25 protein-coding genes, 1 tRNA gene and 1 riboswitch are annotated in these 21,736 nt (G+C 72.2%); of the genes, 20 read left to right on the top strand and 6 right to left on the bottom strand.

Translation table 11 applies throughout. The features are described from left to right. Positions 1-250: 250 nt before the first annotated feature. Entirely contained in the window at positions 251-1,561 is a 1,311-nt protein-coding gene (locus ACZ4M8_RS04845; protein ID WP_467603302.1) for a PTS transporter subunit EIIC, read from the bottom strand. A gap of 251 nt (positions 1,562-1,812) precedes the next feature. Between ACZ4M8_RS04845 and ACZ4M8_RS04840 the strand changes: the two genes are divergently transcribed. From ACZ4M8_RS04840 to rdgB, 4 genes are all read left to right on the top strand, one after another. Beyond that, on the top strand, positions 1,813-2,046 hold the full coding sequence (locus tag ACZ4M8_RS04840) for a PTS sugar transporter subunit IIB (protein WP_467603300.1): 234 nt from the start codon (positions 1,813-1,815) through the stop codon (positions 2,044-2,046). A 166-nt stretch (positions 2,047-2,212) separates the two neighbouring features. After that, a complete protein-coding gene (rph, locus tag ACZ4M8_RS04835; RefSeq protein ID WP_467603299.1) occupies positions 2,213-2,944 on the top strand; it encodes a ribonuclease PH in 732 nt (243 codons plus the stop codon). Between the two features lie 158 nt (positions 2,945-3,102). After that, on the top strand, positions 3,103-3,513 hold the full coding sequence (locus ACZ4M8_RS04830; protein WP_467603298.1) for a hypothetical protein: 411 nt from the start codon (positions 3,103-3,105) through the stop codon (positions 3,511-3,513). Between the two features lie 32 nt (positions 3,514-3,545). After that, the gene (rdgB, locus tag ACZ4M8_RS04825; RefSeq protein WP_467603296.1) at positions 3,546-4,175 is read left to right on the top strand and encodes an RdgB/HAM1 family non-canonical purine NTP pyrophosphatase; all 630 of its coding nucleotides are present in this window, start codon (positions 3,546-3,548) and stop codon (positions 4,173-4,175) included. 57 nt (positions 4,176-4,232) lie between these two features. On the opposite strand, the gene ACZ4M8_RS04820 is transcribed toward rdgB, so the two are convergent. Together ACZ4M8_RS04820 and ACZ4M8_RS04815 are read right to left on the bottom strand one after the other, a co-directional pair. Beyond that, positions 4,233-4,314: transfer RNA gene (locus ACZ4M8_RS04820), tRNA-Leu, on the bottom strand. 143 nt (positions 4,315-4,457) lie between these two features. Beyond that, the gene (locus tag ACZ4M8_RS04815; RefSeq protein WP_467603295.1) at positions 4,458-5,996 is read right to left on the bottom strand and encodes an MFS transporter; all 1,539 of its coding nucleotides are present in this window, start codon (positions 5,994-5,996) and stop codon (positions 4,458-4,460) included. Positions 5,997-6,388: 392 nt separating this feature from the next. On the opposite strand from ACZ4M8_RS04815, the gene ACZ4M8_RS04810 reads away from it, so the two are divergent. Further along, positions 6,389-6,913, top strand: a complete 525-nt coding sequence (locus tag ACZ4M8_RS04810; RefSeq protein ID WP_467603294.1) for a hypothetical protein — start codon at positions 6,389-6,391, stop codon at positions 6,911-6,913. Continuing rightward, complete coding sequence (locus ACZ4M8_RS04805) at positions 6,913-8,187, top strand: sensor histidine kinase (RefSeq protein ID WP_467603292.1); 1,275 nt, start codon at positions 6,913-6,915, stop codon at positions 8,185-8,187. Before ACZ4M8_RS04810 ends, ACZ4M8_RS04805 begins: the two co-directional genes overlap by 1 nt. 200 nt (positions 8,188-8,387) lie before the next feature. Here ACZ4M8_RS04805 and bcp read toward each other — a convergent pair whose 3' ends face one another. Beyond that, positions 8,388-8,867: a thioredoxin-dependent thiol peroxidase gene (gene bcp, locus ACZ4M8_RS04800; protein ID WP_467603291.1), complete on the bottom strand. Its 480-nt coding sequence runs from the start codon at positions 8,865-8,867 to the stop codon at positions 8,388-8,390. Between the two features lie 227 nt (positions 8,868-9,094). Between bcp and ACZ4M8_RS04795 the strand changes: the two genes are divergently transcribed. Together ACZ4M8_RS04795 and ACZ4M8_RS04790 are read left to right on the top strand one after the other, a co-directional pair. Further along, positions 9,095-9,415 (top strand): DUF3618 domain-containing protein, encoded by a 321-nt coding sequence (locus ACZ4M8_RS04795; RefSeq protein WP_030283340.1) that lies wholly within the window; start codon positions 9,095-9,097, stop codon positions 9,413-9,415. 98 nt (positions 9,416-9,513) lie between these two features. Then, positions 9,514-9,816 (top strand): GroES family chaperonin, encoded by a 303-nt coding sequence (locus ACZ4M8_RS04790; RefSeq protein ID WP_399097101.1) that lies wholly within the window; start codon positions 9,514-9,516, stop codon positions 9,814-9,816. A 176-nt stretch (positions 9,817-9,992) separates the two neighbouring features. On the opposite strand, the gene ACZ4M8_RS04785 is transcribed toward ACZ4M8_RS04790, so the two are convergent. Then, a complete protein-coding gene (locus ACZ4M8_RS04785; RefSeq protein ID WP_467603289.1) occupies positions 9,993-11,018 on the bottom strand; it encodes a GlxA family transcriptional regulator in 1,026 nt (341 codons plus the stop codon). Between the two features lie 71 nt (positions 11,019-11,089). Here ACZ4M8_RS04785 and ACZ4M8_RS04780 point away from each other — a divergent pair, with 71 nt between their 5' ends. The 10 genes from ACZ4M8_RS04780 (at position 11,090) to ACZ4M8_RS04735 (ending at position 19,617) form a co-directional block, all read left to right on the top strand. Continuing rightward, positions 11,090-12,403 (top strand): MFS transporter, encoded by a 1,314-nt coding sequence (locus tag ACZ4M8_RS04780; protein WP_467603288.1) that lies wholly within the window; start codon positions 11,090-11,092, stop codon positions 12,401-12,403. 99 nt (positions 12,404-12,502) lie between these two features. Beyond that, positions 12,503-13,495: a LuxR C-terminal-related transcriptional regulator gene (locus tag ACZ4M8_RS04775; protein WP_467603286.1), complete on the top strand. Its 993-nt coding sequence runs from the start codon at positions 12,503-12,505 to the stop codon at positions 13,493-13,495. Positions 13,496-13,566: 71 nt separating this feature from the next. Then, complete coding sequence (locus ACZ4M8_RS04770; protein WP_399090426.1) at positions 13,567-13,863, top strand: hypothetical protein; 297 nt, start codon at positions 13,567-13,569, stop codon at positions 13,861-13,863. A gap of 199 nt (positions 13,864-14,062) precedes the next feature. Further along, positions 14,063-15,334, top strand: coding sequence for a type III PLP-dependent enzyme (locus ACZ4M8_RS04765; protein WP_467603285.1), 1,272 nt, complete (start codon positions 14,063-14,065; stop codon positions 15,332-15,334). Continuing rightward, the gene (locus ACZ4M8_RS04760; protein WP_467603283.1) at positions 15,331-16,209 is read left to right on the top strand and encodes a 4'-phosphopantetheinyl transferase superfamily protein; all 879 of its coding nucleotides are present in this window, start codon (positions 15,331-15,333) and stop codon (positions 16,207-16,209) included. Before ACZ4M8_RS04765 ends, ACZ4M8_RS04760 begins: the two co-directional genes overlap by 4 nt. After that, on the top strand, positions 16,209-17,735 hold the full coding sequence (locus ACZ4M8_RS04755) for a class I adenylate-forming enzyme family protein (RefSeq protein WP_467603282.1): 1,527 nt from the start codon (positions 16,209-16,211) through the stop codon (positions 17,733-17,735). Before ACZ4M8_RS04760 ends, ACZ4M8_RS04755 begins: the two co-directional genes overlap by 1 nt. 39 nt (positions 17,736-17,774) lie before the next feature. Beyond that, entirely contained in the window at positions 17,775-18,029 is a 255-nt protein-coding gene (locus tag ACZ4M8_RS04750; RefSeq protein ID WP_467603280.1) for an acyl carrier protein, read from the top strand. Between the two features lie 90 nt (positions 18,030-18,119). Beyond that, positions 18,120-18,524, top strand: a complete 405-nt coding sequence (locus tag ACZ4M8_RS04745) for an ectoine synthase (protein ID WP_399090438.1) — start codon at positions 18,120-18,122, stop codon at positions 18,522-18,524. Then, entirely contained in the window at positions 18,521-19,057 is a 537-nt protein-coding gene (gene ectA, locus ACZ4M8_RS04740; RefSeq protein ID WP_467603278.1) for a diaminobutyrate acetyltransferase, read from the top strand. The genes ACZ4M8_RS04745 and ectA overlap by 4 nt, the downstream gene beginning before the upstream one ends. 143 nt (positions 19,058-19,200) lie before the next feature. Further along, positions 19,201-19,264, top strand: a riboswitch (guanidine-III (ykkC-III) riboswitch). A 32-nt stretch (positions 19,265-19,296) separates the two neighbouring features. Further along, positions 19,297-19,617 (top strand): DMT family transporter, encoded by a 321-nt coding sequence (locus ACZ4M8_RS04735; protein ID WP_345084734.1) that lies wholly within the window; start codon positions 19,297-19,299, stop codon positions 19,615-19,617. A gap of 103 nt (positions 19,618-19,720) precedes the next feature. On the opposite strand, the gene ACZ4M8_RS04730 is transcribed toward ACZ4M8_RS04735, so the two are convergent. Beyond that, complete coding sequence (locus tag ACZ4M8_RS04730; protein ID WP_467603277.1) at positions 19,721-20,140, bottom strand: MarR family winged helix-turn-helix transcriptional regulator; 420 nt, start codon at positions 20,138-20,140, stop codon at positions 19,721-19,723. Positions 20,141-20,198: 58 nt separating this feature from the next. Here ACZ4M8_RS04730 and ACZ4M8_RS04725 point away from each other — a divergent pair, with 58 nt between their 5' ends. Both ACZ4M8_RS04725 and ACZ4M8_RS04720 read left to right on the top strand, forming a co-directional pair. Next, a complete protein-coding gene (locus tag ACZ4M8_RS04725; protein WP_467603275.1) occupies positions 20,199-20,726 on the top strand; it encodes a DUF6790 family protein in 528 nt (175 codons plus the stop codon). Between the two features lie 22 nt (positions 20,727-20,748). Then, positions 20,749-21,444: a TMEM175 family protein gene (locus ACZ4M8_RS04720; protein ID WP_467603274.1), complete on the top strand. Its 696-nt coding sequence runs from the start codon at positions 20,749-20,751 to the stop codon at positions 21,442-21,444. The last annotated feature ends 292 nt before the right edge of the window (positions 21,445-21,736 follow it).

The raw sequence follows: 21,736 nt of genomic DNA, 5'->3' as shown, positions 1-21,736 counted from the left end.
CCCGGCGCAAAGGAATCCATTCTTCGCAGTGGTGTGGACCACATGCGGACCGCCCCTGGAGGAGTGCACCCGAAACCCCGGAAGCAACCCCGCCCGTACGGGTAAAAGTGCAGGTCAGAGCGGGTTTTCGCGAGACGCCGCCGAACGGTCCGCGCGCCCCGCGCCGACCGCCGCCCCCCTCATCGCCCGCCCACCGTACGGCCTCGCCGCCCCCGCCCCGCAAATCCGGAAACCCCCTGTGCCGCCCCGGTCACTTCACGTTCTCCCGCTCCAATTCCTCTGCCACTTCCGCCGGCTCACGCCCGGGAGTCGCCAGATCGAATTTCGTGATCACGAACCGGAACAACGCGTAGTAGAGCACCGCGAAGCACAACCCGATCGGAATGATGAGCCACGGTTTCGTCGCCAGCCCCCAGTTGATGACGTAGTCGATCAACCCCGCCGAGAAACTGAAACTGTCGTGCACCCCCAGCGCCCAGCACACCGCCATCGACACACCCGTCAAGACCGCGTGGATCCCGTACAGCACCGGCGCGATGAAGACGAAGGAGTACTCGATCGGCTCGGTGACGCCCGTGACGAACGACGTCAGCGCCACCGACAGCATCAGCCCGCCCACCTCCTTGCGCCGCCCCGGACGCGCGCAGTGCGTGATCGCCAGCGCCGCCGCGGGCAGCGCGAACATCATGATCGGGAAGAAGCCGGTGGTGAACTGCCCCGCCGTCGGATCGCCCGCCAGGAAACGGTTGATGTCGCCGTGCACCACCGTCCCGTCCGGCTTGGTGAAATCGCCGAACTGGAACCAGACGAACGTGTTCAGGAACTGGTGCAACCCCACCACCAGCAGCGCCCGGTTCGCCGTCCCGAAGATCCCCGACCCGATCCAGTCCAGATCCGTCAGCCACTTGCTGAACGAGGTCAGCGCCGCACCGACCGGCGGCCACACGAACAGACAGACCGCCGCGAACGCCAGCCCCACGAACGCCATCACGATCGGCACCAGCCGCCGCCCGTTGAAGAACCCCAGCCAGTCCACCAGCTTCACCCGGTGCAGCCGCTGCCAGCTCCACGCCGCCGCGAACCCCATCACGATGCCGCCGAACACCCCCGGATTCTGGAACGCCGCCTGCGCCGCCGTCCCCTTCCCGTCCACACACACCCCGCCCCACGGCCCTGCCTGCGTGAACGCCTGCCCCGGCGGACACGACTCCGGGAACTGGTGCAGCACCGCGAAGTAGACGAGGAATCCCACCACCGCCGCGAGCGCCGTCGATCCGTCCGCCTTCTTCGCCATCCCGATCGCGACCCCGACACAGAACAGCAGCGGCAGCCCGAGCCCTGAATCCAGCAGCGCCCCGCCCGCACCCGCGAAGACCTTGGCGACGGAGTCCCAGCCCAGCCCCTCCGCGCCGAAGACGTCCGGCTGCCCCAGCCGGTTCAAGATGCCCGCGGCGGGCAGTACCGCGATCGGCAGCTGAAGACTGCGCCCCATCTTCTGCATGCCCTGGAAGAGAGAGGCGCCCCGCTTCCCGCGGGGTGCCGCCGCCGCGCCAGAACTCATCCGCCACCTCCGGCAACCGCCGCCGACACCGTGCCCGGCGAGTGCCGCATACTGATGGTGTAGACCACTTGTGGGTGCGGCCCCGGGCCCCCGGTACGCACTCCGGGTGATCGCTATCCTTCGCCAGACGGCGGACAAACGCCCGTAAAGCTGGGCTGAACGTGCACTACGGTTCGTGGCCGCAGGGCACCCCCGCACCCCGCAGCACCGCCCGGCACCCGCGCCGGCGGCCGAGACAAGCAGGAGTGGACATGGCATCCAAGGCCGAGAAGATCGTCGCCGGGCTCGGCGGACTCGACAACATCGAAGAGGTCGAGGGCTGCATCACCCGCCTGCGCACCGAGGTCGCCGACGCCTCCCTCGTCGACGAGGCCGCCCTCAAGGCCGCAGGCGCCCACGGCGTCGTCAAGATGGGCACCGCCATCCAGGTCGTCATCGGCACGGACGCGGACCCGATCGCGGCGGAGATCGAGGACATGATGTAGCGGCTGCGTCCGCCTACCGGGCCCCGGCTCCCGTACGACCGTGTACGGACCGGGGCCCGGCGGCGTTCCCGGTGCCCCGCCCCGGGACGCCAGGACCAGCCCGTTCCGGCCGAGGTGCCCCTCGCCCCGCCCGGTCCCCGCCCCCGTTCCCGCTAGGCTCTACGGCATGTCTCGTATCGACGGCCGTACGCCCGAACAGCTCCGCCCGGTCACCATCGAACGTGGGTGGAGCAAGCACGCCGAAGGCTCCGTCCTCGTCTCCTTCGGTGACACCAAGGTCTTCTGCACCGCCTCCTTCACGGAGGGCGTGCCGCGCTGGCGCAAGGGCAGCGGTGAGGGCTGGGTCACGGCCGAGTACTCGATGCTGCCGCGCTCCACCAACACCCGCGGGGACCGCGAGGCCGTCCGCGGCAAGATCGGCGGCCGTACGCACGAGATCAGCCGGCTCATCGGCCGTTCGCTGCGCGCCGTCATCGACTTCAAGGCGCTCGGGGAGAACACCGTCGTCCTCGACTGCGATGTCCTCCAGGCCGACGGCGGCACCCGGACCGCGGCCATCACCGGCGCGTACGTCGCCCTCGCCGACGCGGTCGCCTGGGCGCAGGGCAAGAAGCTCGTCAAGGCCGGCCGCAAGCCGCTGACCGGCACCGTCTCCGCCGTCAGCGTCGGCATCGTCGACGGCACGCCGCTCCTCGACCTCTGCTACGAGGAGGACGTGCGGGCCGAGACCGACATGAACGTCGTCTGCACCGGTGACGGCCGTTTCGTCGAGGTCCAGGGCACCGCCGAGGCCGAGCCCTTCGACCGCGCCGAGCTGAACGCCCTCCTCGACCTCGCGGTCTCCGGCTGCGCCGACCTCGACGCCGCTCAGCGCGAGGCTCTCGCCCGCACCCTCTGAGCCCGGGGCCTTCGCGGAAGGCCCGCCCGCTCCGGCCGCGTCCCCGTGGGGCGCGGCCGGAGCGGTTTCCCGGCGTCCGGCGGCAACCAAAACGCCTCGCCCCGCGTTCTTCCCCATACCTGCTTTACCTGTTCATGACTTGGGGGAGGAACCGTCCCATGACTTCACGCACCCGCAGCACCCGCCGACGCCCCGTCGCCACCGGCCTCGCGGCCCTCGCCGCCGCGGCGCTCGCGATACCCGCGCTCACCGGCTGCGGCGCCGTCGACACGGCGATGGACTGCGCCCGTACCGCCACCGCCGTCGTGAACGGGGTCGACAAGCTCCAGAAGACGGCGCAGGACGCCGCCGACAACCCCGAGCAGACCGAGAAGGCGCTCGACGGTCTCGACCGTGACCTCAAGGGCATCGGCGACGCCACCGGCGACCCGGACCTCACCAAGGCGCTGAAGAGCATGAACGACGGTATCGACAACGCCCGCAAGGCCCTTCAGGACGGCAAGGACCCCGACCTCCAGCCGCTCGCGGACGCGGCCGGTGAACTGACCAAGGTCTGCTCCCCGGGATGAGCGGGGCCGGCGCCCCGGGATAATCACTGTCCATGCAGCACACAACCGAGCAGGACGGCCCCCGCCGCCTCATCCTCGCCACCCGTAACGCCGGCAAGGTCACCGAACTCCGCGCGATCCTCGGCGCCGCCGGTCTCGATGTCGAACTCGTCGGCGCCGACGTCTACCCGGAGATCCCCGACGTCAAGGAGACCGGCGTCACCTTCGCCGAGAACGCCCTGCTCAAGGCGCATGCTCTGGCCCGCGCTACCGGTCACCCGGCCGTCGCCGACGACTCCGGCCTCTGCGTCGAGGTCCTCGGCGGCGCGCCCGGCATCTTCTCCGCCCGCTGGTCCGGCCGGCACGGCGACGACCGGGCCAACCTCGATCTGCTCCTCGCCCAGCTCTCCGACATCGACGAGCCGCACCGCGCCGCCCACTTCGCCTGCGCCGCCGCCCTGGCGCTGCCGGACGGTACCGAGCGGGTCGTCGAGGGCACCCTCGACGGCACGCTCCGCCGCGCCCCGTCCGGCACCGGCGGTTTCGGCTACGACCCGATCCTCCAGCCCCTCGGCGAGACCCGTACCTGCGCCGAGCTGTCGGCCGAGGAGAAGAACGCCATCAGCCACCGCGGCAAGGCGTTCCGGGCGCTGGTTCCGGTGGTGCGGGAGCTGCTGGGCTGAGTCCGTACACAGAGAAATGGCCTGCGCATCGAAGCTTCGATTCGCAGGCCATTCGCGTGCGGCGGAAGGGATTCGAACCCTCAAGCCCTCACGGGCCACAGATCCTAAGTCTGCTGCGTCGCCATTGCGCCACCGCCGCCAGCCGTCCTCATCGTACCGGCAGTTGTCCGCCGTGTACGGCCGCCCCAGGCACCGGATGCGGGGGAGCGCGCGGGGGCCGGGGATCGCTCCCCGGCCCCCGTCACCTTCACGCGGCGCCCTTCGGGGTGCCGGTCGCCGGTGTCAGAACTTCGGTTCCTGGTTCTGGGCGGTGATCATCTCGACGGCTTCCTCCTTGGTGGCGACGGAGGGCGGGGAGCCGGCCAGGGGCTGCTGGGCGGTCTCCGTCATGCAGGCGACGGCGATGATGCCGACGAGGGCGGCGCCCATCGTGTAGTAGGCGGGGACCATGACGTTGCCGCCGAAGGCGTCCATCAGGGCGGTGATCACCAGCGGGGTGGTGCCGCCGAAGATCGAGACGGCGAGGTTGTAGCCGATGGAGAGCGAGCCGTAGCGGACGTTGGTGGGGAAGAGCGCCGGGAGGGCGGCGGACATCGTGCCGAGCAGGCAGACGAGGGAGAAGCCCAGCAGGAGCATGCCGGTGATGACCGCGCCGAGGCTGCCCTGCTTGACCAGCAGGAAGGCGGGGACGGCGGTGACGAAGAAGCCGAGCATGCCGCTCATCAGCAGCGGTTTGCGGCCGAAGCGGTCGTTGAGCCGGCCGACGGTGGTGATGACCACCGCCAGCACGATCATGGTGGCGAGCAGGAGCAGCAGCCCGTGCGACTCCTTGTAGTGCAGGGCGTCGGTGAGGTACGTCGGCATGTACGACAGGAGCATGTAGACGCCGATGTTGTACGCGCCGACGAGGGCGACGCACAGGATCAGGGTGGGCCACTGCTGGGCGAAGATCTCGCCGATCTTCTTCTTGGGGGCGTTCTCCGAGAGGTGCGCGAACTCGGCCTCCGCCTCGACGGGGGAGCCGGTCGCTGAGTGCGTCTGGGACGCCTCCAGCTTCTGGAAGGCGGGCGTCTCGTCGAGCTTCAGCCGCAGGTAGAGACCGACCAGGCCGAGCGGTCCGGCGACCAGGAACGGCACCCGCCAGCCCCAGTGGAGCATCGCGTCCGAGCCGAGGGCGGTCTGGAGGGCCAGCACGATCCCGGCGGCGCCGATGTAGCCGATCAGCGTGCCCATCTCCAGGAAGCTGCCGTAGTAGCCGCGCTTCTTGTCGGGCGCGTACTCGGCGATGAAGGTGGCCGCGCCGCCGTACTCACCGCCGGTGGAGAAGCCCTGCACGAGCCGGAAGACGATCAGCAGGACGGGCGACCAGAAGCCGATCAGGGCGTACGACGGGATCAGGCCGATGCACAGGGTGCCCAGCGCCATCATGATCATGGTCAGGGCGAGGACCTTCTTGCGGCCGATGCGGTCGCCGAGCGGACCGAAGAACGCGCCGCCCAGGGGCCGGACGAGGAAGGCGACGGCGAAGGTGGCGAAGGAGGACAGCAGGCTGGTGGTGTCGTCGCCGCCGGGGAAGAAGACCTTGCCGATGGTGACCGCGAGATAGCTGTAGATCCCGAAGTCGAACCACTCCATGGCGTTACCGAGGGCGGCCGCCTTCACCGCCCGCTTGACCACGCGCTCATCGGTGATGGTGATGTCGGTGCGCCGAAGTTTGGGATTCCTGCGCCGGGCTATGGCACGGAAGAGCGCGCGGTGGCGCTTGAGCGCCTCCGGAGCGGGTTCGGAGGCGGGGTCTGCTTCGGTGCTGCCGGTCGGCACGAGGCGGTCCTCTCGTTCAGAGCGCGAAGTGCGCGGGGATACGACGGGTGCGCCTGCGCAGTCGAGCGCGGATCAAACCACCATCACTCCCGAAGGGGAGGTACGTCACTCCGGCTGAGCCGTCCGGGGAAGCCACTGTGGCCTGGGGTTTCGGGCGCCGCAAGCGGAGCCTTGCCGCGCCTGGCCGAAAGGGCGCTGTTACAGAACTGGTACCAAGCCGCGTGGTCATCGCCGCGTGCGGGCAATCAGCCCGTGCGGGGGGCCGGGCAAGGTGGGCCGGTGCCGTTGCCATGTGTCCGCGAAGCCGCCGTTCGCCGGGCCCCTCGCGGGGAGTGGTGGCGCGGGGTGTGCCGGCGGGGGTGCGGGGCCCATGGTCCCGGAAGGAGAGGGCGATGGGCGACCGCGTAGGGGCGCGCCGGCTGCGGTGGCGTACCGCTGTGCCGGTGGGCGCCGTGCTCACGGTGGTGATCGCGGCCGGGGTGTGGGGCGCGCAGGCCGGCCGGCACGCGTCGGCGGTGGACGCGGCGCCGCAGACGTCGGCGGCGCGGCAGCGGGCGTCGGCGCCCGGTCAGGCGCCGCGGAAGACATCGTCCGAGGGGCTGCCCGGCGTCCGTGACTGCGGTTTCGGCGAGCCGGAGGTCGAACCGCGGGTGATCACGCTGACCTGCGCGGATTCGGGGATGGTGGCGACCGGGATCACCTGGGAGCGGTATGGCCGTACGTCGGCGGAGGGCCGGGGCGTGGTGCAGGTGGAGAAGGCGGCGGCGGGGGCGGCGGGGGACGCGGTGTTCCCGGCGACGTTCCGGCTGTACGGCGTGCGGACCGTCGAGGGCGGGCGGGCGTTCACCGGACTGGAAGTGACGTACGACGGCTCGACGCCGCTGGGGGACACGACGGAGATGTACAGCCTCGCGTGATGGGGATCAGGGGTCGGATCGCGCTGGCCATCTCGGGTATGACGGCGCTCGCCGTGGTGGTGCTGGGTGTCGCGGTGCACCACATCGCCGACGCGGGGCGGGAGCGTGCGGCACGCGCGTACCAGGATGTCCGGCTCAGCTCCGCGGTGCAGATCTACGAGCGGGACGGGACGCTGGCGATGGGGGCGCAGCTGGATGACGCGGCGTTGCCGGCGCCGCTGCGGGAGGCGGTGTTCGCGGGGCGGTCGGGGACGTATCTGAGCGGTGGTGACGATCCGCGGGTGTGGGCGGCGACGGGCGTCGGGGACGGGACGGGCGGCTCCCGGTGGGGGCGGTCGCTGTCGGTGTCGGCGGCGTATCCGCAGGACGATCCGGCGCGGGTGGCGCTGGACCGGGCGCTGCTGGTCGCGGGTGCGGGCACGGTCGTGCTGATGGCGGTGGTGTCGTGGTTCGTGGCGCAGCGGCTGTCGCGGCGGTTGCGGCTGAGTGCGGCGGCGGCGCGGCGGATAGCGGCGGGCGCGGGCCCGGAGCTGGAGTGGGACGGTTTGGCGAGCGCGGGGCGGGACGAGGTGGCCGAGTTGGGCCGGAGTGTGCATCACATGGCGACGTCGCTGGCGGCGCAGGCGCAGGCGGAGCGGGAGTTCACCGCGGATGTGGCGCATGAGCTGCGGACGCCGGTGGCGGGGCTGGTGGCGGCGGCGGAGCTGTTGCCGCAGCCGCGGGCGGTGGAGCTGGTACGGGACCGGGCGCAGGCGATGCGGCGGCTGGTGGAGGACCTGCTGGAGGTGTCACGGCTGGACGCCGGGGTGGAGCGGGCGGACGTGGACGCCTGTGAGCTGCCGTCGCTGGTGCGCGGGATCGTGCGGCGGGCGGCGGGGCAGCGCGGGGTGGACGAGGTGTCGGTGGCGGTCGAGGGGGAGCCGCGGATCGTGGAGACGGACCGGCGCCGGGTGGAGCGGGTGCTGGTGAATCTGCTAGCCAACGCGGAGCGGCACGGGAAGCCGCCGATCGAGGTGGTGGTGGCGGGCAACCGCATCGTGGTGCGGGATCACGGTCCGGGGTATCCGGCGGAACTGTGTGCCGAGGGGCCGCGGCGGTTCCGTACGGCGGCGCCGGAGCGGGGCACCGGGCACGGTCTGGGGCTGACGATCGCGGTGGGCCAGGCGGAGGTGCTGGGCGCGCGGCTGGACTTCGGGGTGGCCGAGGGCGGCGGCGCCGAGGCGGTCCTGGAACTGCCGGACCGGGTGCGGGTGGCGGCGGACGGGGCGGTTTGAGCGGCGGGCCGCAGCCGGCCGGGCGGAGACCGGGGGCCGGTGGGGCGCCCCGCCACCGGCGGGCCCCGGCCGGCCGGGCGGCGGCGGGTCCGCGAACGGCCGGCCGGCCGGGCGGCGGCGGGCCGCGGTGGGCCGCCCCGCCTCTCCGCCCCGCCCGCCGGACCGCGGAGGCACTCCGCCCCGCCCGGCGACCCCGCTGCTCAGGCCGTGGGCGCCAGCTTCAGGTCCTTGATGATCTTGGCGACGTGGCCGGTGGCCTTGACGTTGTAGAGGGCGCGTTCGACCTTGCCGTCCTCGTCGACGATGACGGTGGAGCGGATCACGCCGGTGACGACCTTGCCGTACAGCTTCTTCTCGCCGAAGGCGCCGTACGCCTGGAGGACCTGCTTGTCGGGGTCGCCGAGGAGCGTCACCTTCAGCTCCTCCTTCTCGCGGAACTTCGCGAGCTTCTCCGGCTTGTCGGGCGAGATGCCGATGACGTCGTAGCCGTGACCGGCGAGGAAGTCGAGGTTGTCGGTGAAGTCGCACGCCTGCTTGGTGCAGCCGGGGGTGAGGGCGGCCGGGTAGAAGTAGACGATGACCTTGCGGCCCTTGTGGTCCGCGAGCGAGGCCTCGTTTCCGTCCGCGTCGGGCAGGGTGAAGGCGGGGGCGGTGTCGCCGGGCTGCAGTCGCTCGCTCATGACTCTCCTTCGAAGGTTCCGTACGCCCCGAGATTACGGTGTCGGGCGGACGGCGCGGCGGCGCCCGGGGTACCGGGCCGCGCGTTACCGGGGGTGCTGTGGGGCGAGCGGTGGCGTGAGCTGACAGACTGTGGACACGAATCGGTCGCATGTGTGGTGGCCGGTTTCCGTACGGGGCCTCGTGCCCGGTCTCGTACGTATCGGCCCGAGACGACGGAGGCAGCGCGGTGTCGGAAGCCAGGACCCCTGCGCAGATCGAGGCGGACATCGTCCGCAGACGGCAGGATCTCGCCGTGATGCTCGACGAGATCGGTGTGCGGCTGCACCCGAAGACGATCATCGGTGAGGCGAAGGCGAAGACCGTCGAGGCGGTGGACCGTACGGCAGGCCGCGCCTATGTGGCGGCCAACCGTGTGGTCTCGGACGTCCGCGCCCAGCTGGTGTCCGAGGACGGTGCGCCGCGGCTGGAGCGGATCGTGCCGGTCGCGATGGTCGGTGTGGGCATCGTGGGTCTGCTGGTGGCGCGCTCCCGTAAGCACCGCGACTGAAGTGCCGCCCGGCGTCCGGGGCACGGCCGGGGTGCGGGTACCGTCGTGCCGTGAGCCCGAATAACGCCAAGGACACCCACGACAAGCTGCCGATCCGGATGCTGCACGACCGTGTGCTGGTGCGGACGGACATCCCCGAGGGCGAGCGTCGCTCGACCGGGGGCATCGTCATCCCGGCCACCGCCGCCGTCGGCCGCCGGCTGGCCTGGGCCGAAGTGGTCGCCGTGGGACAGAACGTACGGACGGTGGAGATCGGTGACCGGGTGCTGTACGACCCGGAGGACCGCGCCGAGGTCGAGGTGCGCGGTGTGGCGTACGTCCTGATGCGCGAGCGCGATCTGCACGCGGTGGCCGCGGAGCGGCTGGAGGGCTCGGACGACGCGACGGGGCTGTATCTGTAGGACGTCTCCGGAGGACGGTCGCGGGATCCGCAGGACGGTCTCCCGGACCCGGGGACGTTTTCCGGGGCCTTCCGCCGCAAGGGGGGCGGGCCCGCGGGATGTACGGGCGGTGACCTGGTCACCGCCCGTTTCGTATGCCCGCCGGCGGGCGGCCCGGGGCGGTGGGTGTGCCGTCCTCAGTCGTCCGGTGCCGGGCGGGCGGTGGTGGCCGCCGGGCCGCGGAAGGTGGCGCGGTAGGCGCTGGGGGTGACGCCGAGCCGGGCCAGGAGGTTCTGGCGCAGCGAGACGGAGGTGCCGAAGCCGGTCCGGGAGGCGATGTGTTCGACGGTCATGTCGGTCTCCTCCAGCAGTTGGCGGGCGCGTTCGGTGCGCTGGAGGGTGAGCCACTGCATCGGCGGGGTGCCGGTCTCCTGGCGGAACTTCCGGGAGAAGGTGCGCATGCTCATCGCCTGGCGGCGGGCGAGGTCGCGCAGGGTGATCCGTTCGTCGAGGTGGGCCAGGGCCCAGGCGCGGGCGGCGGCGGTGGTCGGGCCGCCCGCGGCGGGGACCGGATGGGGGATGAACTGGGCCTGCCCGCCGTCCCGGTAGGGCGGTACCACCGTGGCGCGGGCCACGTCGTTGGCGACGGCGGCGCCGTGGTCGCGGCGGATGAGGTGGAGGCAGAGGTCGATTCCGGCGGCCTCGCCCGCGGAGGTCAGGACGTCGCCCTCGTCGACGTAGAGCACGTCCGCGTCGACCCGGACGCGGGGGTGGAGGCGGCGCAGCCGGTCCGCGGATTTCCAGTGGGTGGTGGCGCGGCGGTCGTCGAGCAGCCCGGCGGCGGCCAGGACGAAGGCGCCGGTGCAGATGGAGGCGGTGCGGGCGCCGGGGCGTATGTGGCGCCAGGCGGCGGTGAGTTCGGGGCCGAGGACGCCGTCGGTCTCGGTCTCGTCCAGCTCGTGGGTGGCCGGGACGAGGACGGTGTCGGCGTGGGCGAGGGCCTCGGGACCGTGGGGGACCTCGACGCGGAAGTCGGCGTCGGTGCGGATCAGCCCGGCGCGGGGCGCGCAGGTCGTCACCGTGTACAGCGGGTCACCGGCGGCGGAGCGGGCCTGGCGGAACATCTGGTGGACGATGCCCAGCTCCATGGGCATCACACCGTGCCGCACCAGCGTGACCACCCGGTGCGGGGCGGCCGGGTCCGTGGTGCCGCGTGCGGTCATGGCACGATTCTTTCACCCTCTGGCACGCTGGCCACTGTCGAGGCGCGGGCGGGCGGCCAAGAGTGAGAGGTATGTCCTCCAGTGCAGCCAGCCCCCCTCAGACAGAGCCGGCACCGTCCCCGCGTGGCGGGGGATTCCACCGTGCGTGGCTGATCGCTCTCGTCGGCTTCGTGGTCATCACCTGTGCGGGCACCTTCACGGGGATGCCCAATCTGCTGGTGAACCCGTTGCACGAGACCTTCGGCTGGTCCCACGGCACGGTCAGTCTCGCCGTATCGGTCAACACCGTGCTGTACGGGCTCACCGCGCCGTTCGCGGCGGCGCTGATGGACCGGCTCGGTGTGCGCCGGGTGGTGATCGGCGCGCTGTGTGTCATCGCGGTCGGCGCGTGCCTGACCACGGTCATCTCCTCGCCCTGGCAACTGGTGCTGTGCTGGGGCGTGTTGGTGGGCCTGGGCTGCGGCTCCATCGCCATGGCGTTCGGCGCGCTGATCGCCGACCGCTGGTTCGCCGCCCGCCGGGGACTGGTCACCGGCTTCCTCAGCTCCGCCACCATGTTCGGCGGCATGGTCCTCCTGCCGCTGCTGGCCGAGGTCACCAACCGCTCCGGCTGGCGGGCCGCCACCCTGGCCGTCGCGGGGGTCGCCGTGGCCGTCGCGGCGCTGTCGTTCCTGCTGCTGCGCGACCACCCCGCCGATCTGGGGCTGGCGCCGTACGGTGCGCTCCGGCCGGTGCCGCGGCCCGCCCCGGCGTCGGGGACGGCGCTGCGGGCCCTGCGGGTGCTGCGTTCGGTGCTCAAGCCGGGGCCGTTCTGGCTGGTCGCGGGCACCTTCGCGGTGTGCGGCGCCTCCACGAACGGGGTGATGATGGCGCACTTCGTGCCCGCCGCCCACGACGCGGGCATGCCCAGCACCACCGCGTCGACGCTGCTGGCGATCATGGGTGCGCTCAACGTCGTCGGGACGATCGCCGCGGGCTGGTGCACCGACCGCTTCGACCCCCGCTGGCTGCTGGCCGCCACCTACGCGCTGCGCGGGGTCAGCCTCGCGTTGCTGCCGGGGCTGATGGGGCCGGGGATGACGCCGTCGATGCTCTTCTTCACGGTCTCTTTCGGCCTGCTCGACCTGGCCACCGTGCCGCCGACGATCGCGCTGTGCCGGGAGTTCTTCGGCACCGAGAGCACCATCGTCTTCGCCTGGGTCAACGCCGCCCATCAGGTGGGCGCCGGCTTGGCGACGCTGCTGGCCGGAGTGGTCCGGGACCGCAGCGGCAGCTACACCACCGTCTGGTTCGGTGTCGCCGCGCTGTGCGGCCTCGCCGCGGTGCTCTGCCTCAGCATCAGGATGTGCCGGAAACCGTCGGGGGCACTTGCGGCGGGCAACTGAGAGGCCGGATTCTTTCCTGCTGTCCAGGACTGTCCACCCCCCGCCGGCCCGTACGCACGCGGTGCCCGGTACCACGTCACCGTGATGGAGAGGGACTGCATGCTTGAGGCACTGGGAATGAGTACGGCCACCGAAGCGGTCTACCGCGGGATGCTGACGCACCCGCAGGAGGGGGCGGCGGGACTCGCCGCCCGCCTCGGGCTCCCCGAACACCGGGTCCGCGAAGCCCTCGACGACCTGAGCGCGATGTCCTTGATACGCCCCGCCACGGACGATCCGTCCCGGCTGCACACCGTGCAGCCGGAACTCGCCGCCGAGTTACTCCTGGCCCGTCAGGAGGCCGCGCTCGCCGCGCAGCAGCAGCGTCTCCAGGAGGCGCGGGCCGCCGCGCTGCGGCTGACCGTGGAGGTGGCCGCGCCCGCGGCGGCCCTCCACGGCGACGGCATCGAGATCCTGCACGGGACGGACAACATCCAGGACCGGCTGGTGAGGGCCGGTTCCGCACCGGGCACGGCGGTCCACGCCTGTGTCTCCGGCCGGCCGCGGCAGAGCGCCGAGTGGCGGATGTCGGTGCCCGCCTGCCACCGCGTGCTGGAGGGCGGCGGCACCGTACGGGCCCTCTTCCTCGACAGCGTCCGTACGGCCCCCGAACCGGCGGCGCAGGTGGCGCAGCTCGCCTCGCACGGCTGCCGGGTTAGGACCGCGCCGTCGCTGCCCGGCCCGTTCCTGCTCTGCGGCCGGCGCGTCGCCTTCGTCCTCCAGCAGGACCGCCAGGGTGAGCTGGAGGCGCTGGTGACGGAGGCACCGGCGCTGGTCTCGCTGCTCTCCGCGCAGTTCGACGGTCTGTGGCGCACCGCGCAGGAGCTGCGCGAGCCCGCCCCGGCGCGCGGTGGCGGGACGGTGAGCCGGCAGGAGGCGGAGGTGCTCCGGCTGCTGCTGGAGGGCCATACGGACGAGGGGGTGGCGAAACGGCTGGGTGTCTCGCACCGCACGGCGCGCCGGATCGCGGCCACGGTGATGACCCGTCTCGGAGCGCGCAGCCGCTTCCAGGCGGGGGCGATCGCGGCACTGCGGGGGCTGATACGCGAGTGACGCCCCGGGTGCTGCGTTCCCGGGCCGTCTGCCCCCTTGCCTTGCCCATCCCTGATACGCGACGGACGCCCATGATGTACCTCGTCCACCTCACACTGGTCCCTCCGGGAGCCTCCGCCGTCCTGCCCCCGGGGCTGAGGTCGGATCTGTACCGGAACGCGGTCCCGGACCTTCTCGACCATGTGTCGGTGCATCCGTCGGCCGAGCCGTATCCGGTGGTCGGGCTGTACTTGCGGATCGGGAGTCTGGAGGAGGCGGAGTCGGCGGCGCGGGACATCTGGAACACGGTGAGCGAGCGCACCGCGCTGGCCGGCTGGCGGCTGTACCGCGCGGAGGTGCCGCTCCTGCCGCCCGGTCCCGAGGACTGAACAGTCCAGGGCCTGTTGCGGCCGCCGTCTCCCCCTTCCGCGGGGGTGCCGGGACGAATCATGATCGTTCTCGTCCGACACCGGCACCCTCAGAAGGGGGAGACGATGCGTTCACCGCTGGCCCACCGGGCCCGGTCCGGGGCGTCCGCACCCGTTCCCGTGCTCTTACCCTCGACCGGCGTGCGGGGTGAGCACGCAGATGTCTGAGGGCCACCCGTCCGGCCACCGCGCGCTCGCCGAGCGGTTCGGGACGCCGTTGTACGTCTACGAAGGGGAGGTGCTGGCCGGGACCTACGACGCGCTGCGCCGCAGTCTGCCGCGTCGGGTCGAGGTGTTCTACTCGCTCAAGGCGAACCCCAACGTCAGCGTCTGCGCGTTCCTGCGCGGGCTCGGCGCCGGCGCGGAGGTCTCGTCGTACGTGGAACTGCGCACCGCGCTGCGGGCCGGTGTCGCCCCCGAGGACATCATTTTCCTCGGCCCCGGGAAGGACGAGCGGGAACTCCTCGCGTGCCTGGACGCGGGCATCCACGCCGTGGTGTGTGAGTCGCTCGACGAGATCGTCCGGCTGGACCGGCTGGTGGCGGAGCGCGGTGGCGCGCCGTGTCCCGTGATGCTCCGGGTCAATCCGGCCTTCGGCAGCAAGGGTTCGGGGCTGGCGATGGGCGGCAAGCCCCGTCAGTTCGGTATCGACGAGGAGACGCTGCGGGGCGCGAAGAGCCTGCTGGCCGGGGCGCGGCACGTCCGGGTCAAGGGCGTCCACGCGTACATGGGGACGCGGTTCCTGCACCACGACGATGTCGCGGGCAACACCGAACGCATCCTGGAGATGGCCGAGCGGCTCGCCGCCGAACTGGGCTTCGCTCTGGAGACGGTGGACTTCGGCGGCGGTCTGGGCGTCGCGTACTTCGACAACGAGTCCGATCTGGATCTGCCGGCCCTGGGGGAGCGGATCACCGCCGCCGTCGAGCGGTTCGCCGGGCGCCACCCCGGCTGCCGGCTGATCATGGAGCTGGGCCGCTACCTGACGGCGATGTCCGGTACGTACGTGGTCGAGGTCCGGTACGTGAAGGAGTCCATGGGGGATCTCTTCGCGGTGGCGGACGGCGGGACCAACCACCACATGGCCGCGGTCGGGGTCGGCAGCTTCGTCAAGCGGAACTTCCCGATCCGGCACCTGACCCGCCCCGATGACCCGGCGCTGCACGCCTACACCGTGACCGGTCCGCTCTGTACGCCCAACGATGTGATCGCCAAGCGGGTCCGGCTCCCCGAGGTCCGCCCCGGCGATCTGCTGGGCGTGGCCCGCTCCGGCGCGTACGGCCCCACCGCCTCCCCCGGGCTCTTCCTCAGCCACGGCTTCCCCGCCGAGGTGCTGACCTACCGGGGCGAGGCACACCTGGTGCGCGCCCGCGACACCAGCGACGACCTGCTGGCCAAGCAGCGCCTCGTAGACCTGAACCCCACTTCGTGAGCGGACCGGGCGCCCCGCGGGTCCGCGTCGGTGTCGACGTCCTGGACCGCGGGGAACTCAGCCGTCTGCTGACCCGGCAGTGGTTCCTCCGGTTCTGTTTCTCACCCCGGGAACTCGCCGACGCCGACACCCTGAACGGCGAGCGCCGCGCCGAATTCCTCGCCGGCCGGTTCGCCGCCAAGGAAGCCGTCATGAAATCCCTCGGCATCGGCCTGCTGCACGGCATCCCGCCGCACGAGATCGATGTGCGGCGCACCGGCGGCGGCGCCCCCGAGGTGCGGTTCCGGGGCCGCGCCGCCCGGCTGGTGACCTGGCCGGTGGCGCTGTCCATCGCCCACAAACAGAACGTCGTGACGGCCGTGGCGCTCTCCCTGCCGCCGCCGTCCGCCTCTGGCGCACCTTCCTTGACCGCCGCCCCATCCAAGGAGTTGAAGCAGCCCATGACCCCAGCTGCCGCCGCCCGCGCCCCCCGCGACACAGCCCCCGGGACCGTCGCGTCGTTACGGCTGAGGATCGGCCAGGAGGACGCCCACTACGGGGGCGGCGTCGTCGACGGCGCCCGCATCCTGCGTCTCTTCGGCGACCTCGTCACGGAGATCACCGTCCGCACCGACGGCGACGAGGGGCTGCTGGCGCAGTACCACGACGTCCGGTTCGCCGCCCCCGTCCGGCCCGGCGACTACATCGAGGCGCGGGGCCGGCTCGTGCGCAGCACCCGGCTGCGCCGCGTCGTCGAGCTGGAGGCGCACAAGGTCATCTCCGGTTCCCCGGAGGAGGGGGCCAGCCGCGCGTACGTGCTCGACGAGCCCCAGCTGGTGTGCGCCGCCACCGCCACCACCGTCGTCCCGTATCCGCCCCGCCGCAAGGAGAAGTGATGCACGGCGTCCTGCACGACATCCTGGAGAGCGCCGCCGCCCGGCATCCGCACGCGCCCGCCCTCCGCTCGCAGCACGGCGCCCTGACCTACGCCGAGTTCGAGGCGGCGGTCGCCCGGACCGCCGTGCGGCTCCGGGCCGAAGGGCTCGGCCGCGGTGACCGCATCGTCATCACCGCCGGTGACGCCCACGGCATCGGCATCGTCCTGACCGCCTACGCGGCGTCCCGGCTGGGCGCGGTCTTCAGCGTCCTGCACGAGCAGGTCCGCGGCGAGCCGCTGCGGCACGTCCTGGCCGACTGCGAGCCCCGCGTCCTGGTCTGCGACGACGACAGTGTCCACAAGGACGCGGCCGACCACGGCGCCCGCTTCCTCCTCCTCGACGCGCTCACCGGTGACGACTCCGGGCAACCGGCGCACACCGCCCCGCGGTTGCAGGCGCCGGGCCCGCTGCCTGTCGACCCGGTCAGCCTGATCTACACCTCGGGCACCACGTCCCTGCCGAAGGCGGTGGTGAGCACCCATCAGCAGGTGCTGTTCGCCGCCTCCGCGATCCAGCGGTGCCTGCGCTACCGCGCGGACGACGTGATCTTCTGCCCGCTGCCGCTCTCCTTCGACTACGGCCTCTACCAGGTCCATCTGGCCGCGCTCAGCGGCGCCTGCCTCTACCTCGCCACCAGCGCCGAGGCCGGGCCCCCGCTGCTGGGCCGGCTGTCCGCGACCGGGGCGACGGTGCTGCCCGCCGTGCCCACCGTGGCCGACCGGCTCGCCTGGCTGGTGCGCCGCAGCAGCGGCGGCGGGCCCGGCAGGCTCCGGCTGCTCACCAACACCGGCGCCGCCCTCGCCGAGTCCACCCTGGCCGAACTCCGCGAGGCCCTTCCCGACCTGCGTATCCAGGTCATGTACGGGCTGACCGAGTGCAAGCGGACCGCGATCATGCCGGTGGACGGGGACCTGGGCCGCCCCGGCTCCTGCGGGGTGCCGCTGCCCGGCACCGAGGTCTTCGTGATCGGTGACGACGGGGAGCGGCTGGCCCCCGGCGAGATCGGCCAGTTCGTGGTGCGCGGGCCGCACGTGATGGCCGGCTACTGGCGGCGTCCGGACCTCGACGCCGAGCGCTTCCCGCGCGTCGACGGCCTGTTCCCCGAACTCCGCACCGGGGACTACGGCTGGCTGGACGAGGACGGCTACCTCTACTTCTCGGGCCGCCGCGACGACCTCTACAAGGAGCGCGGCTTCCGCATCTCCACCACCGAGGTCGAGGCGGCGGCGCGGAAGATCCCGGGCGTGACGGCCGCCGCGGTCCTCGCGCCCACGGAGGACAGGCCCGCCGTCCTGGCCGTCACCGGTGAGCTGACCGGTGACGAGGTCCGGCGGCTGCTGCCCCAGCACATCGAACCGTTCAAGATCCCGCGCCGCTGCGTCCACCTTCCGCAGCTCCCGGTCAACGGCAACGGAAAGGTCGACCGCAAGCGGCTGGCGCTCCTGGTCGGGCCCCCGACCGGGCACCCGACCGCGGCCGGCTGACCGGCCGGCCCGCCGCCCCCTTCCCGGAAAGGAACCGTCATGGACCGCAACGACGTGCGCCAGGCCCTTCAGTCCGCGCTCACCGACGTACTGGAGCGCCCGGTCACGGACCTGCGCGGAGAGGTCAAACTCTTCGACGACCTCCACCTCGACTCGACCACGATGCTGGAGATGCTGATGGCCCTGGAGGACTCCATCGGCCTCACCGTGGACCCCGAGGAGCTGGAGGTGGAGGACTTCGTCTCCGTCGACACCTTCACCGATTTCGTGCTCGGCCAGCTGGCCGGCGCCTGAGACCGCATCCGGCACCCCGGCCGGACGGCGGCCCTTCCGCCCCGGCTGTTCCCTCCCGGCCGCCAGGCCCCCGAGAAAGGACACCGCGCCGTGATCATCCGTTCCTTCCAGGATGTCGAGAACACCGACCGCCACGTCAAGGGCCACCTGGGCACCTGGGAAAGCAAGCGCATCGTGCTGGCCCGGGAGGGGGTGGGCTTCTCCCTCCACGAGACGACCGTCTACGCCGGTACCGAGACGACGATGCACTACGCGAACCACATCGAGGCGGTCCTCTGCACCGAGGGGGAGACCGAACTGACCAATGAGGAGACCGGCGAGAAGCACCTGATCACGCCGGGCACGATGTACCTGCTCGACGGCCACGAGCGGCACACGCTCCGGCCCAGGGTCGACTCCAAGTTCGTCTGCGTCTTCAACCCGCCGGTCACCGGCCGGGAGGACCACGACGCCAACGGCGTCTACCCGCTGCTGACCGAGGAGTCCTCCGCGTGAGCAACGCCGTCCCCGGCGCGGTGGACGCCACCGGCCCGAAGGCCAAGGACATCGCCTACCGGAACCCCGGGGCGGCGGACGGCCCCGTCGTCTGGCAGCTCGTCAAGGACACCCCGGGCCTCGATTCCAACAGCCCGTACTACTACACCCTGTGGTTCCGGGACTTCGCCGACACCTCGCTGCTGGCCACCGTGGACGGGACGACCGTCGGCTTCCTCACCGGCTACCGGCGGCCGGACGAGCCCGGTACCTATTTCGTCTGGCAGACCGCCGTCAGCCCCCGGCACGGCATCCCGTTCCTCGGCGTGAAGCTGTTCCAGGCGGCCGCCGACCGCGAGGTGGCCCGCGGTGCCCGGTACGTCGAGGCGACCGTCTCGGCCGACAACAAAGCGATCATCATGGTGCTCAAGCAGTTCGCCAAGAAGCACGCCGCCCCGGTGCACACCGAGGTCCTCTTCCCCGCCGGGCTCTTCCCCGACGGCAGCCACCACGACGAGATCCTCTACCGCATCGGCCCGATCACCACGGCCTGAGCGCCGGCGGCGCCGTCCCGCCGCGTGCCCCGTCCCGGCCTTCCCCGGGGCGGGGCACGCGGCGCTTCCCGGGCACCCCGCCGTACGGGGGCGGGCCCGCGCGGTACCGGCGGTGATCGAGGTCACCGCCCGTCCGGCGGGCCCCGTTGCTAGCCTCGGAAGCACCCGACGAGACGCGCCGTACCGGGCAGGAAAAGACGACGCACCCCTGTTGAAGCGCTTTTCACGGAGGTGCCGTCATGGCATGGATCCTGCTCGCGGTCGCCGGTCTGCTGGAGGTCGGCTGGTCGATCGGGATGAAGTTCACCGACGGGTTCACGCGGCTGTGGCCGAGCGTGTTCACCGGCGCGGGGATCGTGGCGAGCATGCTGATGCTGTCGGTCGCGGCACGTACGGTGCCGATCGGTACGGCGTACGGCGTGTGGGTCGGGATCGGCGCCGCCGGTGCGGCGGTGGTCGGGATGGTGGTGCTCGGTGAGCCGGTGACCGCCGCCCGGATCTTCTTCATCTGCCTGCTGCTGGTCGCGGTGGTGGGCCTCAAGGCGACCTCGGGCCACTGAGCCCGCCGGACGGCGGCGCGCGCCCCGGGACCGTGTTCTGCGCACGGTTCCGGGGCGCGCCGCTGTCCGGGGCGGTGCCGTCGTGGCGCGCGGGGCGGCGTGTTCAGTCGGCGGTGAGCAGTTCGGCCAGCCGGAGGGTGTCGTCGAGGTAGCGCTCGTAGGGGAATCCGGCGGCGACGAGCGCGGTCCGCAGCTCCTCGCCGAGCGGCTTGCCGGCGGCGTGGAAGGCGTCCCGTCCGGCGTCGGTGAGGCGGACCAGCCGCCGTCGCGCGTGTCCGGGGTCGACGGTGATCCGCACCAGAGCGGCCGCTTCGAGCGGGCGCAGCGCCCGGCTGATCGCCGGGTCGGAGACCGAGAGCGCCTGGGCGAGCCGGTGCTGTGTCGCCGGTTCGATCTCCTCCAGCGTGCCCAGCAGCCGTATCTGACTGTAGGTCAGGGCGTCGGGGCCGTCGGTGCGCCGCCGGGCCGCCTCGCCCATCAGCATGACCACGCGGTGCAGTGCGTCTGCGAGTCCGTCATCCACGGTCTCCACTGTACCTGACTGTTGACGGGTTAATATTAACGGGTTAAGGATGAGGTTCATGAACCTCACGTTCTCCTATCTCGCCCGATCCGCCTTCCCGCTGGTCTGGATCCTGGTCCCGGCCGCCGGAGCCTTCCTGCGGGCCCGCCGTGCCACGTCGCCCCGCCAGGCGCTGGAGATCTGGCAGCGCTGGTGGGCCATCGGTGCCTTCGGCTGCGGCAGCCTGTGGATGACGGTCGCGTTCCTGGCCTTCCCGGACGTCATGGCCACCGCGATCGGCTTCGACCGGACGCCCTTCCTGTTCGAGATCGCCTTCGCCAACGTCGGGCTCGCCGTCATGGGCTTCCGGGCCGCTTCGGCGTCCGCCCGCGAGCGCCTCACCATCGGGCTCGGCGGCGGGATGTTCCTCTGGGGAGCCCTGGCCGGCCACCTCTACCAGTGGTTCGCCGGCGGTGACCACGCCCCCGGCAACACCGGCGGCGTCCTCGTCACCGACCTCCTGCTCCCCGCCGTCATGATCATCCTGGCCGTACGGTCCCGGCGCCTGGAGGCCGTGTCCGGCCCCGCCGCGCCCGCCGTCGCCTGAGCCGCGGGGAGGGGGTCCGGCCATGGAGAACCACACCCTTCACCCACCCGGCGACGGGAGCGGCGAGGCGGCGGCGCCCGCCCCCGGGCGGCTCCTCGCGTTCGTCGACGCGGCGATCGCGATCGCCCTCACCCTGCTGGCGCTGGACCTGCCCGTCCCCGCCGGTGCCACCACCGGCGCGATGCTGGGTTCGGTGGTGGACCACGGCACGGAATATCTGGCCTTCGCGCTCGGTTTCGTGGTGATCGCCGCCCACTGGCGCGCCCACCACGAGATCTTCCAGCACGTCCGCGCGCTGAACCGGCGCCTGACCGGCCTCACCCTGGCCTGGCTGTTCCTCCAGGTCCTGGTCCCGTTCGCGACCCGGGTGATCACCGCCGACGGTGCCTTTCCGCCCCGGTTCAGCCTGTACGCGCTCGTGCAGGTCCTGGCGTCCGCGTCGTGCGCGCTGATCATCCGGGAGGTCCGGCGTGCCCGTCTGTACCGCGCCGGTGCCCCGCCCCGGGTGTTCACCGAGAACCTGGTGCGCAGCGTCTGCCTGGCCACGGGGTTCGGGCTGTCCGTCCCCCTCGCGTTCCTGACGGGCGGCTCCGGCGCCTACCTGTGCTGGCTCGCGGCGCCGCTCGTGCTCGTCGTGGTCCGCCGGGCCCGGGGCCGCGCGCCGTCCGGCGCTCCCTCCTGGGCCGTGTACCGGAAGTGGATCATGAGGCATGAATGATCACGGTCCATGGGGCGGGGAGATCTGACGGACGAACAGTGGGTGGTGCTGGAGCCGTTGCTGCCGAAGGGGACGAAGGCGGGGCGACCACCCGTCCGGTCCCGGCGGCAGTTGATTGCCGGGGCGCTCGCGCGGTGGGTTCACCACCGAGCTGCACCTGGCCGTCGAGCAGGGCCAGAAGCCCATGGCCGACGAGACGGCCAGGGCCTGCCCGGCCTGTGGGGTTCGCCATCCGGGTGAAGGGCTCGGCGGCGCCCGGCCGCGCGATCTCCCATACGGCGAGAGCTATAGG

The organism is Streptomyces sp. NPDC027185 (assembly GCF_055567035.1).
The sequence above is the reverse complement of the archived record's forward strand: the minus strand, read 5'-3'. Positions and strand labels throughout refer to the sequence as shown.

Excerpts from the sequence above, each read along its gene's own strand:
- ACZ4M8_RS04845 (WP_467603302.1), bottom strand. The coding sequence starts at position 1,561 with ATGAGTTCTGGCGCGGCGGCGGCACCCCGCGGGAAGCGGGGCGCCTCT.
- ACZ4M8_RS04840 (WP_467603300.1), top strand. The coding sequence starts at position 1,813 with ATGGCATCCAAGGCCGAGAAGATCGTCGCCGGGCTCGGCGGACTCGAC.
- rph (WP_467603299.1), top strand. The coding sequence starts at position 2,213 with ATGTCTCGTATCGACGGCCGTACGCCCGAACAGCTCCGCCCGGTCACC.
- ACZ4M8_RS04830 (WP_467603298.1), top strand. The coding sequence starts at position 3,103 with ATGACTTCACGCACCCGCAGCACCCGCCGACGCCCCGTCGCCACCGGC.
- rdgB (WP_467603296.1), top strand. The coding sequence starts at position 3,546 with ATGCAGCACACAACCGAGCAGGACGGCCCCCGCCGCCTCATCCTCGCC.
- ACZ4M8_RS04810 (WP_467603294.1), top strand. The coding sequence starts at position 6,389 with ATGGGCGACCGCGTAGGGGCGCGCCGGCTGCGGTGGCGTACCGCTGTG.
- ACZ4M8_RS04805 (WP_467603292.1), top strand. The coding sequence starts at position 6,913 with ATGGGGATCAGGGGTCGGATCGCGCTGGCCATCTCGGGTATGACGGCG.
- bcp (WP_467603291.1), bottom strand. The coding sequence starts at position 8,867 with ATGAGCGAGCGACTGCAGCCCGGCGACACCGCCCCCGCCTTCACCCTG.
- ACZ4M8_RS04790 (WP_399097101.1), top strand. The coding sequence starts at position 9,514 with ATGCTGCACGACCGTGTGCTGGTGCGGACGGACATCCCCGAGGGCGAG.
- ACZ4M8_RS04785 (WP_467603289.1), bottom strand. The coding sequence starts at position 11,018 with ATGACCGCACGCGGCACCACGGACCCGGCCGCCCCGCACCGGGTGGTC.
- ACZ4M8_RS04780 (WP_467603288.1), top strand. The coding sequence starts at position 11,090 with ATGTCCTCCAGTGCAGCCAGCCCCCCTCAGACAGAGCCGGCACCGTCC.
- ACZ4M8_RS04775 (WP_467603286.1), top strand. The coding sequence starts at position 12,503 with ATGCTTGAGGCACTGGGAATGAGTACGGCCACCGAAGCGGTCTACCGC.
- ACZ4M8_RS04770 (WP_399090426.1), top strand. The coding sequence starts at position 13,567 with ATGATGTACCTCGTCCACCTCACACTGGTCCCTCCGGGAGCCTCCGCC.
- ACZ4M8_RS04765 (WP_467603285.1), top strand. The coding sequence starts at position 14,063 with ATGTCTGAGGGCCACCCGTCCGGCCACCGCGCGCTCGCCGAGCGGTTC.
- ACZ4M8_RS04755 (WP_467603282.1), top strand. The coding sequence starts at position 16,209 with ATGCACGGCGTCCTGCACGACATCCTGGAGAGCGCCGCCGCCCGGCAT.
- ACZ4M8_RS04750 (WP_467603280.1), top strand. The coding sequence starts at position 17,775 with ATGGACCGCAACGACGTGCGCCAGGCCCTTCAGTCCGCGCTCACCGAC.
- ACZ4M8_RS04735 (WP_345084734.1), top strand. The coding sequence starts at position 19,297 with ATGGCATGGATCCTGCTCGCGGTCGCCGGTCTGCTGGAGGTCGGCTGG.
- ACZ4M8_RS04725 (WP_467603275.1), top strand. The coding sequence starts at position 20,199 with ATGAACCTCACGTTCTCCTATCTCGCCCGATCCGCCTTCCCGCTGGTC.
- ACZ4M8_RS04720 (WP_467603274.1), top strand. The coding sequence starts at position 20,749 with ATGGAGAACCACACCCTTCACCCACCCGGCGACGGGAGCGGCGAGGCG.